This window comes from Streptomyces sp. DSM 116795 (assembly GCF_055792905.1).
The window spans coordinates 7,018,326-7,032,639 of the sequence record NZ_CM147707.1; the positions used below are offsets into that span (position 1 = coordinate 7,018,326).

The 14,314-nt window shown below is 71.1% G+C and carries 13 protein-coding genes and 1 pseudogene; 8 read left to right on the forward strand and 6 right to left on the reverse strand.

The features are described 5' to 3' along the window. Positions 1-202 precede the first annotated feature (202 nt). The 4 genes from ACSMXX_RS30330 to ACSMXX_RS30345 all read right to left on the reverse strand — a co-directional run bounded on the left by ACSMXX_RS30330 (position 203) and on the right by ACSMXX_RS30345 (position 6,474). Complete coding sequence (locus ACSMXX_RS30330; protein WP_473181843.1) at positions 203-2,284, reverse strand: bifunctional polysaccharide deacetylase/glycosyltransferase family 2 protein; 2,082 nt, start codon at positions 2,282-2,284, stop codon at positions 203-205. Positions 2,285-3,586: 1,302 nt separating this feature from the next. Continuing rightward, the gene (locus tag ACSMXX_RS30335; RefSeq protein WP_473181844.1) at positions 3,587-4,573 is read right to left on the reverse strand and encodes a DMT family transporter; all 987 of its coding nucleotides are present in this window, start codon (positions 4,571-4,573) and stop codon (positions 3,587-3,589) included. Positions 4,574-4,745: 172 nt separating this feature from the next. Then, positions 4,746-5,636, reverse strand: a complete 891-nt coding sequence (locus ACSMXX_RS30340; protein WP_473181845.1) for an undecaprenyl-diphosphate phosphatase — start codon at positions 5,634-5,636, stop codon at positions 4,746-4,748. 79 nt (positions 5,637-5,715) lie between these two features. After that, complete coding sequence (locus ACSMXX_RS30345; RefSeq protein ID WP_473181846.1) at positions 5,716-6,474, reverse strand: TVP38/TMEM64 family protein; 759 nt, start codon at positions 6,472-6,474, stop codon at positions 5,716-5,718. 220 nt (positions 6,475-6,694) lie between these two features. Between ACSMXX_RS30345 and ACSMXX_RS30350 the strand changes: the two genes are divergently transcribed. From ACSMXX_RS30350 to ACSMXX_RS30370, 5 genes are all read left to right on the forward strand, one after another. Next, the gene (locus ACSMXX_RS30350) at positions 6,695-6,880 is read left to right on the forward strand and encodes a hypothetical protein (RefSeq protein ID WP_473181847.1); all 186 of its coding nucleotides are present in this window, start codon (positions 6,695-6,697) and stop codon (positions 6,878-6,880) included. Between the two features lie 108 nt (positions 6,881-6,988). Further along, positions 6,989-8,164: an elongation factor Tu gene (tuf, locus tag ACSMXX_RS30355; protein ID WP_473181848.1), complete on the forward strand. Its 1,176-nt coding sequence runs from the start codon at positions 6,989-6,991 to the stop codon at positions 8,162-8,164. A gap of 119 nt (positions 8,165-8,283) precedes the next feature. Continuing rightward, positions 8,284-9,132, forward strand: a complete 849-nt coding sequence (locus ACSMXX_RS30360; protein ID WP_473181849.1) for a spermidine synthase — start codon at positions 8,284-8,286, stop codon at positions 9,130-9,132. Positions 9,133-9,205: 73 nt separating this feature from the next. Beyond that, positions 9,206-9,661, forward strand: coding sequence for a DUF4442 domain-containing protein (locus ACSMXX_RS30365; RefSeq protein WP_473181850.1), 456 nt, complete (start codon positions 9,206-9,208; stop codon positions 9,659-9,661). A gap of 231 nt (positions 9,662-9,892) precedes the next feature. Beyond that, entirely contained in the window at positions 9,893-10,654 is a 762-nt protein-coding gene (locus ACSMXX_RS30370) for a DedA family protein (protein ID WP_473181851.1), read from the forward strand. A gap of 18 nt (positions 10,655-10,672) precedes the next feature. Here ACSMXX_RS30370 and ACSMXX_RS30375 read toward each other — a convergent pair whose 3' ends face one another. Further along, positions 10,673-11,215, reverse strand: a complete 543-nt coding sequence (locus ACSMXX_RS30375; protein WP_473181852.1) for a gamma carbonic anhydrase family protein — start codon at positions 11,213-11,215, stop codon at positions 10,673-10,675. Between the two features lie 128 nt (positions 11,216-11,343). Here ACSMXX_RS30375 and ACSMXX_RS30380 point away from each other — a divergent pair, with 128 nt between their 5' ends. Next, complete coding sequence (locus ACSMXX_RS30380; protein WP_473181853.1) at positions 11,344-12,075, forward strand: acyltransferase; 732 nt, start codon at positions 11,344-11,346, stop codon at positions 12,073-12,075. 91 nt (positions 12,076-12,166) lie between these two features. Here ACSMXX_RS30380 and ACSMXX_RS30385 read toward each other — a convergent pair whose 3' ends face one another. After that, positions 12,167-13,036: an EamA family transporter gene (locus ACSMXX_RS30385; protein ID WP_473181854.1), complete on the reverse strand. Its 870-nt coding sequence runs from the start codon at positions 13,034-13,036 to the stop codon at positions 12,167-12,169. A 102-nt stretch (positions 13,037-13,138) separates the two neighbouring features. Between ACSMXX_RS30385 and ACSMXX_RS30390 the strand changes: the two are divergent. Beyond that, positions 13,139-13,710 (forward strand): annotated as a pseudogene (locus ACSMXX_RS30390) (helix-turn-helix domain-containing protein). A 43-nt stretch (positions 13,711-13,753) separates the two neighbouring features. After that, positions 13,754-14,305 (forward strand): YbaK/EbsC family protein, encoded by a 552-nt coding sequence (locus ACSMXX_RS30395; protein ID WP_473181855.1) that lies wholly within the window; start codon positions 13,754-13,756, stop codon positions 14,303-14,305. Positions 14,306-14,314 lie beyond the last annotated feature (9 nt).

The following is a 14,314-nucleotide window of genomic DNA, read 5'->3' on the forward strand; positions in this document are numbered from 1 at the left end:
TGGCCGGTCCCGGCCCAGCCGTGGACGCTCGAGCCCCCGGGCCCGTGGTGCCTCCACTCACCGGCCAACTCGGCGGTGTGGCCCGGAGAATCCCCCTGAGACGCACCTGGCGTCTCACCCTCGGCCCACTGGTCAAGTGGGTCCTTCATGGTCCGACTCTCCCTCGGTCACGTCGACGTCGATACGGTCACGTACGTGTCGTTCACTTCGGCAGCAGACTCTTGCGCTGGACCGGCTCGCTGAGCAGATACTCGTCCGCCGTGCCCGACCGGCGCATGCGCTGCCACTTCAGCCGGTTGCCGAGCATGGCCGTCACCACGGACTGAATGATCACCAGATACAGCAGCTGCCTGTACACGAACAGCTGGAGCGGCAGCGCCCACAGCTCGCGCATCCGCTCGTTGTCCAGCCGCAGCGCGTACGCGGCCGTGACCATCTGGACGGCCATGAAGCCGAGCCAGACGCCCACCGCCTCGACAGGGTCGCGGAAGAAGATGCCGTAGAGGAAGAAGACGTCGACGACCGGTGCGAACAGGGGCAGGGCGATCTGGAACAGGGCCAGGTAGCTCAGCCCTCTGCGCCCGAAGCGCCCGGCAGGGCCGACCTCCAGGACCGCACGCCGGTGCTTCCACATCGACTGGAGCGTGCCGTAGCACCAGCGGTAGCGCTGCCGCCACAACTGGCCCAGACTGCCCGGCACTTCGGTCCACGCGATGGCGGACTCCTCGTAGACGACGCGCCATCCCGCCCGCCACAGGGCCATCGTCAGGTCGGTGTCCTCGGCCAGGGTGTCGTCGCTGACGCCGCCGATGCCCATCAGCGCGTCCCGGCGGAAGGCGCCGATGGCACCCGGGACGGTCGGCATGCACTCCAGCACCTCGAACATCCGCCGGTCCAGGTTGAACCCGAAGACGTACTCCAGGTGCTGCCATCTGCCGAGCAGCTTGGTCCTGTTGCCGACCTTCGTGTTGCCGCTCACCGCACCGATGGCCGGATGGGCCAGCGGCTGGATGAGCCGGAATAGGGCGTCGGGCTCGAAGACGGTGTCCGCGTCGACCATCACGACGATGTCGTGACGCGCGTAGCCCAGACCTGTGTTGAGCGCGCCCGGCTTGCCCGCGTTGGGCTGCCGTACGACGGTCACCCGCGGGTCGCGGATGCCTTCGGCGATCTGCGCGGTGCGGTCCGTGGACCCGTCGTCGATGACGACGACCTGGACGTAGGGGTGCGTCGAGGCCAGAAGTGAGCGGACCGTGGCCTCGATCCCCGCCTCTTCGTTGTGCGCCGGGACGAGGACCGTCACCGGCTCGTTCACTTCCCGCAGCCACGGCGAGCCAGGACGGAACCGCTGCAGGCGCCGCATGTGCATCCGCGCGAAGAGTACGAGCATCAGCAGCCGCAGCACACCGAGGCCGCCGGCGATGCCCAGCGCCCAGGCCATCGCACCGGTGAAGAAGCGGCCCAGGGTCCGCGCCCATATCAGCCCCTCACCTCGCAGCCTTTCGTCTGCGGACACCGTCGTCATCGAGGACTGCTGCCCCAGCCCTCCTGTGACGGTGGTGAACTTCTTCACGTTCCGGTTGCGGAGCAATTGCTCAGCTTCGTGATAACCGAGGTCGGTGTGGCTGTACTGCCGTATCACTCCCTGCGAGGGCTTGCGGGACTTGCGGTCCGCGGCGACGAGGAGATAGCCCTGCTCGGCGCTGCGCTGTGCCGCCGTCCACTCCTTGCCGCACATCGTGTCGGCCGCCCTGGTGTGGGGGAGACGGAGAAGTCCGGTGTTGACGCCGGCGGTGCCCGCCAGCGCGGTCTGCGTGAGGGAGAGCTCCAACTGGGCACGGATGGGCGATGCGACGCCGAGGTCACCGCCCGTGTAGGTGTACGAGCCGATCTCGTGCCCCTCGGCACGGATACGGCGCACCAGTTCGGGGTGGCGGGTGGCCTGCGATCCGTAGACGAAGAAGGTGGCCTTGGCGTGGCGGCTGCGCAGCAGGTCGAGGATGCGCGGCGTCCACGTGGGGTCCGGGCCCCCGTTGAAGGTGAGCGCGGCGGTGCGGGCGGGCATGGAGGCCGTCTGGACGAACTTGCCGTCGAGACGCAGAACAGGGTCCCCGTTGTCGGCGGCGCGCGGGATCGGGGTGGCGCACGGGGCTTTGGTGCGTGCGGAGTCGACCTCGTGGTTCGTCCAGCCCTCGAAGAGGAGGGCAGCTGTGACCACGGGAAGGAAGAGCACCAGCAGCAGCCAGTGCCCTCGCGGGTCTCGGCGCAGCGCGTGCCGGCTCACCTGGTCGCGCCGCCGGGACGGGCCGAAGAATTGGCGGGTGTGGGGGTGGTCTGTGCGGGGTCGCGGTCGCTGCGGGGGGTGGGGGGTGTGGTCCTGCGGTCAGGCCTGGTCGAGGCCGGGGGGTCGTGGGGGGAGGACGAATTGTGGGGGGAGGCTGTGCGGGCCGGAATCTCTGCGCCCGCCGGTACATCGGAGTCGTCCTGTGAAGATGTGCTGGGCAACGGCTGGTCCATACGCGGGGGCTGATCCCCGACCGGGTCCTGAACTCCACCGAACACAGCTACGAAGAGCGCCATGTACCCGGTGCAGGCGCACCCGACTGTCACTGCCGCATATCGGACGAGTCGTCTACGCCGACCTGAACTGGCAATGAATATCGGGTGATTCTCGTCTGCACGCCTCCGACGGCTGTGGTTCATGGATCGCATGGGGCGTGAGTGTAGCCAGCCGAGAACGCGTGCGACCCGGAAAGATTCAGTAATCCATCTGTGAACTGTGTCGCCCTCGTGCGGGGTTCGCTGAGAAGCCTTCGGATTCGCATGGTCCACCAACTCTTGATCGGTGCGGTCGGTCTCCCCCCGGTCCCCTCACGGCATGATGCCGCTCTTGAGCGGCCCTGTACGCGCATTGCGGAGGGAAGGGCTTGTCCTGGTCTCAGGGACAAGCTGAGGACAGTTGGCGTGGAAATCCGCCCCGGTACCGCCGGGTGCCGTGCCGGGCCGGGGTGCACAGCCGCTCCGCGGCCCTGCCGAGGGCGGGGTGAGGAGGGGAAGAGTGCCTGGTCGGGACGGGAATCCGGGTGTGCGGGCCGAGGTGCCGGGCCGACGCGCCGTCAGCTTGGGAAGCGCATACGGAAGTCTCGCCGTTCTGTCACTTTCGTGACGACTTGGTGCCCGCTGGTCGCGACATGATTCGGCCGTACGCCGGTGCGACATTGGCCGGATCTGATCGCTGCTTACCGACCGGTCACCCTCACCATGTATAGCTGCGTGTCCGGCGGAATTACGCAAGGAACTTGTGAATGCTGCGCGTAACCGCCTTTGCGGAAACGGTCTTTGATTTCCCTCATTCGGCGAACAATTTCCTGGGAATGAATGAAGGGGCATCATTCGCTGAAACGCGACATTCGGCACGCCCTCTGTGCGTTCCGTCACCGCGAGCTGCGAAAAATGAACACGGTGTGAAGATCCTGTGTCCACGCTGTTGCGCGGCCGGAGGAACTGTTCACGCCCCGGCGTTGCCCCACGCCAGGTCGCCAGTTCCAGCCCAGCCCTCAGGCCCGCCCCGCCCCGCCCCGCCGCGTCAGCGCCGCGAGGCAGGCTCCCGCGTGTGCTGCCGTACGGGCGGCATCCGCAGGACGGCCTGGTGCACCGCCCCGGACAGCCGCCCGGGAGCCCGGATCACCACGGGCCCCGGGCCCTTGACCGGAACCCGCGAGCCTCTGGCCTGCCGTGGCCGGCCACCGGCGCTGTCGGCGGCGAGGACGAAGAGCCCCCACGCGGTGACGACCCCGGCGAGGACCGCGCCCACGGCGCCCGGAGTCCCGTAGCGGAAGCTCTCGCCGAGCATCACGATGCCGACGGCGGCGGCGAAGGCCGGGTTGACCACCGTCGTCGTAGCCAGCGGTGCGGCCAGCCCGCCACCGCGGTACGAGGACTGGGAGGCCGCCAGCCCGGCCGCGGCGAGAACGCCGATGAGCAGCAGCACGGGCGCGGTCGCCAGGAAACCGGAAAGCGAGAGCGAGGTGTCCCAGATGTCGGCGACGGTCTTCGTGAACACCGACGCGGCGCCGTAGGCCACTCCCGCCGCTGCCGCCATCGACACCGACCGCAGCATCCGTGCGCGCCGTCCCGCCGTCGTGGCGGTCAGCAGGAGCAGAGCCAGCGCGCAGGCCACCGTCCCCGCCAAAGCGAGCTGCCCGGCACCCCCGAGAGCATGGGCAGGGGTGGACCCGGTGAGCACCAGAAGTACGGCAAGCCCGCCCGAAACGATGACGATGCCGTACCAAGCGGCCGCGCTCACCGGCTTGTTGACCAGCACGGCTGCCAGCGGGGCCGCCAGTACGAGGGTGAGGACGCCGAGCGGCTGCACAACGGTCAGCGGCCCGAGCCCCAGCGCGCCCACGTGGAGGATCGCGCCGGAGCTGTTCAGCGCGACCGCTCCCCACCAGCGGGGCGATCGCAGCAGTCCGTACCGGCTGGGTGCCGTCGTCGCGGCGAGGCGTTCCTGGACGATGGCCGCGGTCGCGTAGCACACGGCCGACACCAGGGACAGCAGCATTGCTGCCATGAGGGCGTTCACGGACGATCCAGGCGGAATGGCCACATCCGGTTCATGTCGTCAACGATGCCTCGTGAACCGTGCTCTGTCCTCGTCCCGCGGGTGAGTCCTGCCGTACGGCGGCAGGACTACACCCAGGGGCCGCTGTGCACCGCTGGTCTGACGCCGCACTGCCCCAAGCTCAGCCGGACGAGACGCCGCCGTCCGACGAGGCGCCCTCGGTGGGGCTGAGAACTCCCGTGGCCACCAGCACGAACAGCACGATGCCCAGCAGCACGCGGTAGATGACGAAGGGCATGAAGCTGCGGGTGGAGATCCAGCGCATGAACCAGGCGATCACCGCGTACGCGACCACGAAGGCGAGGACCGTCGCGAAGATGGTCGGCCCCCACGAGACATGCCCCTTGCCGATCTCCGTCAGCTCGAGGAAGCCGGAGGCCATCACGGCGGGGATGGCGAGCAGGAAGGAGTAACGGGCGGCGGCCTCACGGGTGTAGCCCATGAAGAGGCCGCCGCTGATGGTGGCGCCCGACCGCGATACGCCTGGGACCAGCGCCAGCGCCTGGGCGCATCCGTAGAGCAGGCCGTCCTTGACGTTCAGTTGGTCGATCGTCTTGCGCGGACGCACCGTCCGGTGCTTCCCCGCGCGGGCGTCCCGGGCGGCGAGCCTGTCGGCGACGCCGAGGATGATGCCCAGGACGATCAGCGTCGTCGCGATGAGCCGCAGATCACGGAACGGGCCCTCGATCTGGTCCTTGAACGCAAGTCCGAGCACGCCGATGGGGATCGAGCCGACGATCACCAGCCAGCCCAGTTGCGCGTCGTGGTCGCGCCGCATGTCGCGCTGGACGAGGGACCGGCTCCAGGCGGAGATGATGCGCCCGATGTCCTTGCGGAAGTAGATGATGACCGCCGTCTCCGTGCCGATCTGGGTGACGGCGGTGAAGGCGGCGCCCGGGTCCTGCCATCCCGCGAAGGCCGCGGTGAGCCGCAGATGGGCGCTCGAAGAGATCGGAAGGAACTCGGTCAGTCCCTGGACGAGCCCGAGAATGAACGATTCGAACCAAGACATCTGCGCTGACCCGTCCTCGCCGCGGCAATGATCACGCGGGGAAGACTACAGCCATTCGGATGACGGTCGTGACGGGCCCTCAAGGAGCGGCGTCGCCCTGGCCGCAGGGCTCGCTCTCCCCGCTACGGGCCGGTGCGGAACCCCGCAGCAGGGCGCGCTTGCGCCAGGCGAGCACGGCACCGCCGAGGCCGGAGAGCGCGATGAAGCCGAAGGCGGCGAGGAAGACGGGAGAGGTGGGCGCGGCGGCGTGACTGCCGGCGATCACATACGCGGCCGTGTTGGGCACCACGCCCAGGGCCGTCGCCGTGAGAAAGGCCGGCCATCCCATACGGGAGACGGCGGCACCGTAGTTGGAGGCCGCGAAGGGGACGCCGGGAAGCAGCCGGATGATCAGCATCGACCGGAATCCGTGCCGGCTCAGCTGGCGGTCGGCGGCGCTCAGCCAGCGCGCCCGCAGCAGTGGACGGAGCGCGTCCTGGCCCAGGATTCTGCCGAGCCCGAAAGCGAGCCCGGAGCCGATGACCGTACCGACGACCGCCGCGACCGTGCCGGCCTGGCTGCCGAAGAGCGCGCCGGCGGCGACGTTGAGGACCGGCCGCGGGACGAAGGCCGCCGTGCACAGCCCGTAGGCCACCGTGAACAGGACGCCGGCGAGGCCGCCCGAGAGATGTGCGGGCAGCCCTTGGGTGACGAACCGCTGAGGCTCGTACACCAGCATCGATATCCCCGCGGCGGACAGCAGCAGCAGAAGCACTGCGAGCCGGCACCTCGGGGAGAGCAGCGCCTGCACCAGCCGGCTGGGGAGACCGTCTGACTGCTGCGTTGAGGGGACGGACACGCGGCGAGCGTAACCGACGTATGTGAGCCTCCGCCGGACGGGAAGCCCATCGCTCATCCGCGGAACGGTCACATCCGCGACGTGGTGACCGGGGTCAGCCGCCCGCCCGGACCCCTTCTCAGCGGCGGCTTCGCCGGCCCGGCGGACGGCGACCGCGGGCCGGCCGGAGTGTGAGAAAAATCAGTCGACGTACGGCCGTTGGGACGTCAGCATCAAGGTCATGTTCAGGCAGCCCCTCCTCATCGCACGGCCCGCGGCAGCGGGCGTGCCGAGGGCTGCCGTTCCGCCGTTCTCCTCGCTCACCTCGGTCACCTCGCCGGCCGGCCCCGTCGCCGCCGGCGCGGCCGCAGCCGCATGCGCTGCCCTGGCTGCCGCCGCCGTGGCAGCCGACGGCACCCGAGGCTGACCCTTCCCGGATCGCACCGAGGACCCCGCAGGGGAAGGGTCGGCCGGTCCGAGGGGTCCCGTTCCCGCCGCGCCCGTTCCGAGGGCGCGAACCAGACGAGGAAGAGACATGGCCAAGCAGGCTTACGTGCGCACCAAGCCGCACCTCAACATCGGCACCATGGGGCACGTCGACCACGGCAAGACGACCCTGACGGCCGCCATCACCAAGGTCCTCAGCGACCGCGGCACCGGCGCGTTCGTGCCGTTCGACCGCATCGACAGGGCACCCGAGGAGGCGGCCCGCGGGATCACGATCACGATCGCGCACGTCGAGTACGAGACCGGCACGAGGCACTACGCGCACATCGACATGCCCGGCCACGCGGACTTCATCAAGAACATGGTGACCGGCGCCGCCCAGCTGGACGGCGCGATCCTCGTGGTCTCCGCCGTCGACGGCGTAATGCCGCAGACCGCCGAGCACGTGCTGCTGGCGCGGCAGGTCGGCGTACAGCACGTCGTCGTCGCCCTGAACAAGGCGGACGCCGGCGAGGAGGAGCTGACCGAGCTGGTCGAGCTGGAGGTCCGCGAGCTGCTGACCGCCCACGGCTACGACGGGGACACCCTCCCCGTCGTGAGGGTCTCCGGGCTGCGCGCACTGGAGGGCGACCCGCGCTGGACGGGGGCGATCGAGGCGCTGCTGGACGCCGTGGACACCTGGGTCCCCGTCCCGGAGCGGTACCTCGACGCACCCTTCCTGCTGCCGGTGGAGAACGTGCTGACCATCACCGGACGCGGCACCGTCGTCACCGGAGCAGTGGAACGCGGCACGGTGCGCGTCGGCGACAAGGCGGAGGTCCTCGGAGCGGAGACCGAGACCGTCGTGACCGGCGTGGAGACCTTCGGCAAGCCGATGGAGGAGGCACAGGCCGGGGACAACGTGGCGCTGCTGCTGCGCGGCGTGCCGCGGGACGCCGTGCGGCGGGGGCACATCGTCGCCGTGCCGGGCAGCCTGACTCCCCGGCGCCGGTTCACCGCGAGGGTCCGGCTGCTCTCCACGCGGGACGGCGGCCGCCGTACGCCGGTCCACAGCGGCTACCGTCCGCAGTTCTATCTGCGTACTGCGGACGTGGCCGGCGAGGTCGCCCTCGGTGAGGACGGCATCGCCCTTCCCGGCGACACCGTGACGCTGGACGTCGAGCTGGACCACGCGGTGCCGCTGGAGACGGGCCTCGGCTTCGCGGTCCGTGAGGGCGGCCGCACCGTGGGCGCCGGCACCGTCACGCGGGTCGGCGAAGAGTAGCGCGAGGGCGGCCCCCCCCGGGGCCGTCCGAGCCCCGGCCCGGACGTGCGGCTGTACGACTCCGCCGCACGTCCGGGCCGGGGGCACAAGGGCCGGCGGCACGACAGCACAATGGGACGGTGAACGAGGATCCGATACCCGTGACGCGTGCCGTCGGGGGCGGCACCGCGAAGCTGCTGCCCGACATCGACCGCGAGGGCGGCTGGCTGCTCACGGTCGAGGGCGCGCCGCAGTCCTACGTCGACCTGCGCGACGCCACGCACCTGGAATTCGAGTACGCCCGCCGCGTCGCCCACGTACTGGACCTGGCGGCGCCGCCCGGGGAGGCCCTGGACGTGCTGCATCTGGGCGGCGGCGCGCTCACCCTTCCCCGGTACGTGGCGGCGACCCGCCCCGGGTCGCGGCAGCAGGTCGCCGACACCGACGCGGCCCTGCTCGGATTCGTACAGGAGCACCTTCCGCTGCCGCCCGGCTCCGGTATCGCGCCGTCGGCCGCGGACGCCCTCGACTTCCTGGGCGCGTCACCGGCGGCGTCGGCGGACGTCGTGATCGCCGATGTCTACGACGGCGTGCACGTGCCGCCGCATCTGACCACGGTCTCCTGCGCTCAGGCCGTCGGCCGCGTCCTGCGGGAGCAGGGCATCTGCGTCCTGAACGTCGCCGACGCCGCCCCGTTCCGGTTCGCCGCGTCCCAGGTCGCCACGTTCCGCACGGTCTTCGAGCACATCTGCGTCGTCGCCGAGCCCCCGGTGCTGCGTGGCCGGCGCTTCGGCAACATCGTCCTGGCCGTCTCGCACGAGCCGTTCCCCGTCGACGCCCTCGCGCGCAGCACGGCCTCGGACGCCTTCCCCGCACGGGTCGTGCACGGAGCGGCGCTGGATCGCTTCACCGACGGGGCGGAACCCGTCGCGGACGGCGAGGCCGCGCCGTCGCCGGAGCCGCCGGAGGGCGCCTTCACCATCGGCTGACCCGGCGGCCGCACTGGGGGGGGGAGCCGGAGCCGTTGACCGACCGGAGTTACTGGGTGGTAACCTCGCTGCCATGTCCACAGACTCCCTCCCGTCCATCGGCCAGATGATGGCGGACACCGTCCCGATGGTCCGCACCCTCGGCCTCCAGTTCAGCGAGACGAGCGCCGAGCGGGCCGTCGTCTCCCTGCCCGACCAGAGCGACTACCACAACCACGTCGGCGGGCCGCACGCCGGAGCCATGTTCACACTCGCCGAGTCGGCCAGCGGAGCCGTCGTGCTCGCCGCGTTCGGCGACCAGCTCGGGCGCGCGGTGCCGCTCGCAGTCCGTGCCGAGATCGGATACAAGAAGCTGGCCATGGGCGCCGTGACGGCGACCGCCGAGCTCGGCAGGCCCGTGGCGGACGTGCTGGCCGAGCTGGACGTGGGGGAGCGGCCGGAGTTCCCGGTGGATGTGAAGATCGCCCGCGAGGACGGCGCCGTCACGGGCGAGATGACCATCATCTGGACGCTGCGTCCCCACGGTTGAGCCGACGCCGCCGCCGACGCCCGAAGCCGAAGTGACGGTCGGCCGGCCGGCCGCGGACGGTCCCTGCGCCGCGCGGTCGAGGTGACCTCCTGCTGCCCTTCGCGGCGCCGTTTCCCGTTTCCCGGCATCGAGTAGGCTGCCCGGACGCGCGCCCGTGGCCTTCCGGGCGCGTGCGCGGGGTGCAGCGGACCGACGCCTCCCCGCGTCCATCACCTGCGGGAGGAAGCTCAGTTGCACGAGGTCCAGGAGTTGCTCCAGAGCGTGCCGGCCGTGAGTGTCTATCTCCTGGTCGGGGTGGTCATCGGGCTGGAGAGCCTGGGCATTCCCCTCCCGGGTGAGATCGTCCTCGTCAGCTCGGCGCTGCTGGCCTCGCAGCACGGAGAGATCGACCCGCTGATCCTCGGCGCATGCGCCACGACGGGCGCGATCGTCGGTGACTCCATCGGCTACGCGATCGGCCGCAAGGGCGGCAAACCGCTGCTGGCCTGGCTCGGCGGCAAGTTCCCGAAGCACTTCGGGCCGCATCATGTCGCCACCGCGGAGCGGGCGTTCGAGCGGTGGGGGATGTGGGCGGTCTTCTTCGGCCGCTTCATCGCGCTCCTGCGGATCTTCGCCGGGCCGCTCGCGGGTGTGCTGAGGATGCCCTACTGGAAGTTCCTCATCGCGAACGTGCTGGGCGGCATCGTCTGGGCGGGCGGCACGACGGCCGTCATCTACTACGTGGGCATCGTGGCCGAGCAGTGGCTCAAGCGCTTCTCCTGGCTGGGCCTCGTGGCCGCCGTGCTCTGCGGACTCGCCTCGATGATCATCGTGCGCCGCCGCGCCCGTAAGGCCGAGGCCGAACGTGCCGCCTCCGAGGGCGCGGAAGCAGGGGCCGGGGCCGAGAAGGCGGCGGGCGAGAAGGCCGGGGCAGACAAGGCGGGGGCCGGCGCCGGGCAGGACAACGCCGGTACGGACCGCGCCGGGTCCGGCGCGGTCCGTACCGGCGACTGAGCGAGGCCTGCCGGCCGCTCAGTCTTCGACGGGCGAGACCTCGTCGCGGTGGGTGCGGGCCAGATGCTGGTACATGGCGGCGTTGGCCTTGATGCCCTCGCGCTCCTCGGGGGTCAGCTCCCGCTTGATCTTCGCCGGCACGCCCGCCACCAGCGACCCCGGCGGCACCTGCATGCCCTGCGGAACGAGCGCATGGGCGGCGATCAGCGAACCGGAGCCGATGAGGGCGCCGTTGAGCACCGTTGCGCTCATCCCGACGAGGACGTCGTCCTCCACGGTGCAGCCGTGCAGCACCGCGTTGTGGCCGACCGAGACGCCGGCGCCGATGTGTGTGGGAAAGCCCGGGTCGGCGTGGACGGTGCAGTTGTCCTGGATGTTGGAGCCCTCGCCGAGCGTGATCAGGTCGCAGTCCGCACGCATCACCGCCCCGTACCAGACGCTGGAGCCCGCGCCCATGGTCACGGCTCCCACGACTACGGATGTCGGCGCGGTGTAGGCATCCTCGTCGAGCTTGGGTTCGCTGCCGCTCACACCCGCAATCACCGCTCGCTTCTCCGTCATCGTCTTCTCCGCTCGCTCCCCGGCCGGATCGTCACCGGCCCCTGCTTGAACCGTAGGCGATGGGTGGGCGGAAGATCACAGGGGCCTGTACGGGCCCGCACGTACCCGTCCGGACTACCGTGACGGGCGTGCCATCGATCCGGAACACCTTCGCCTCGCTCACGTCCCGTGCGGTGCACGGCATCTGGCGCCGGGCCCAGTACGCCGGTGCCATCAGCGCCGAGCGCCCCGGGCCGTATGCCTTCCGCCGGATCGGGGCCGGCACCCGGCTCGCCTTCCCGCAGGGCACGGTCTTCGGCACCCCGTGGATCGAACTCGGGGATCACTGCGTCATCGGCCAGGAGGTCACCCTCGCCGCCGGGATGCTGCCGGACCTCGACCTCGGCCCGGAACCGGTTCTCACCCTCGGCAACGGCGTCGTCCTGGGCCGCGGCAGTCACGTCATCGCGGACGTGCAGGGGTCCGTCACCTTCGGTGACGACGTCTACTGCGGCCCGTACGTCTACATCACCTCGACCAACCACTCCTACGACGACCCGCATGAGCCCGTCGGCAAGCAGTGGCCGCGCAGTGCCGCCGTCGAGATCGGCGGCGGCAGCTGGCTCGGCGCCGGTGCGGTGATCCTTCCGGGGGCGCGGCTGGGCCGGAACGTGGTCGTCGCAGCCGGTTCGGTTGTACGGGGCGAAGTGCCCGGTCATGCCGTGGTGGCCGGTGCTCCCGCGAGGATCGTGCGCCGCTGGGAGGGCGAGCGGGGCTGGCAGCCGCCGCTGCGGACGCCGGCGCCGGTGCCGGTGCCGGACGGTGTGACGCCCCAGCAGCTCCTGGCCGCATCCGAACTGGCCGGGGGCGAGGGGGAGTAGGGCACGGACGGCCCCCCGCCGTGCCGTGGGGGCAGCGCCCCGGAGCACGGCGGCGGACGGCACGTGACCTTCCGGGCAGCCGGGCCCGGCGTCAGGAGGACGCCAGCAGCACCGTGCCGACCAGCGCCAGGCCCGCCCCGGCGGTCTGCACGGCGCGCAGCCGCTCCCGCAGCACACCGCGCGCCGCGATCGCCGTGACGACGGGATAAAGCGAGGCGAGCACCGCGGCCGTGGTCACCGGCCCGTACGAGGTCGCGAGCATGTACGTGCCGTTGGCGGCGACGTCCGCCAGGCCGACGAAGGCCAGAGCGGGCAGCGCGGCGAGAACGGCACGGCCGCCCCCTTCGGCGGGCAGCGCCGGTGTCCCCCGCCTGACCTGCACGTACAGCGCGGCACCGCCCACGGCGACGTTGCACACCCGCTGCACGAACAGCGCGAGGAAGAGGCCCGCCATGGTGCCGGTGCCGGCGTGCTCGATCAGCGCCATCACGGCGCCGAAGCCCAGCGCGGAGACGAGCGTGAGGGCGATCGTCTTCCGCTGTACCGGGGCGCCGCGCAGCTCCGGACCGCCTGCGAGCACCACCCCGGCCACAGCGACGATGATGCCCGCCGCCTGGATCCAGCCCGGCCGTTCCCCCAGTGCCAGACCGGCCGCGACGGGGACGACCACAGCGAGCGAGGCCAGCGGCGAGACCACGCCCATCGGGCCCTGGGCGAGCGCCTTGTAGAAGGCCAGCATGGCCACCGGCCCGACGAGACCGGCCGCCGCCGCGAACCACAGCTGTCCGCCCCACTCGCTCCAGCCTCCCGTGGCGATCACGATCGCGCCGAGCACCACGGCCGCCAGCGCCTGGGAGACCACGACGACGGTCAGCGCGGACATGCGCCGCGTGAGCAGCCCGCCCCCGAAGTCGGCGAGCCCCCACATCAGGCTGGTGACCAGGGCCAGGGCGGCGGTCATGAAACACCTCGCAGTACAGTGGCGTGAACAAGGAAGTACAGCTCACCGTAGTTTAGTACGCTGAACCCTGTCATCCAGAATATTGGACGGTGTACGGAGCCCGTGACGGACCTCGACCACCTCACGCAGTCCCTGGCCCGCAATCTGAAGCGCCGGCGCCAGGAGCGCGGCTACACCTTGGACGCCTCGCAGCCCGGGCCGGCGTGAGCCGCGGGATGCTCATCCAGATCGAGCAGGGCCGCACAAATCCCAGCGTCGGCACGGTCGTCAAGGTGGGCGACGCCCTCGGCGTGAGCATCACCACCCTGCTCGACTACGACCAGGAGCCGCAGGTGCGCCTCGTACCGGCGGAGCAGGCGGTACGGCTGTGGTCCACCGAGGCGGGCAGCCACAGCACCCTGCTGGCGGGCGCCGAGGCTCCGGGCCCGCTGGAGCTGTGGTCCTGGCGGCTCATGCCCGGCGACGGGAGCAGTTCCGACCCGCACCCGGCCGGCACGACCGAGCTGGTGCACGTACGCGAGGGTCTGCTCACGCTCAGCGTCGAGGGGAAGGACTACGAGGTGCCCACGGGCACCTCCGCCTCCTTCGAGGCGAACGTGCCGCACGGCTACCGCAACCAGGGCGGTGCACCGGTCGAGATGACCATGGCCATCTCGGTGCCCGCACCCCGCTGACCGGCGCTGCCTCGGTCCGCGGTCCGGTGCTAGCGTGCGGCGCATGCGCGCACCCATCGGGAACTTCGACTCGGCCGAACCCGCGGGAGCGGCCGGTCACTTCACCGGGCCGGCGGCGGACGCCGTACGTGCCTGGAAGGGCGAGGTGCCGGCCGACCAGCTGCTGTACGTCGACACCGATCCGGACAAGGCCGACACGGCCGTCTTCGTCGAGAACTACGGCGAGGACCTGACCGGCACCTCGGCCAACTGCGTCGTCGTGGCCGCGAAGCGCGGCGGAGAGCGCACCCTGGCCGCATGCGTCGTGCTCTCCACCACGCGCGTCGACGTCAACGGCGCGGTCCGGCGCCAACTACAGGCACGCAAGGCGTCGTTCGCGCCGATGGACACCGCCGTCGAAGAGACCGGCATGGAGTACGGAGGCATCACCCCGATCGGGCTTCCCGAGGGGTGGCCGGTGCTGATCGACGCGGCGGTCACGGAACTGCCCTGGACCCTGATCGGCAGCGGCCGGCGCCGCGGCAAGCTCATCGTCCCCGGCAAGGCGCTGGCCGGACTCCCGGGCGCCGTCGTCCTGGAGGACCTGGGCATCTGAGCGGGCGTA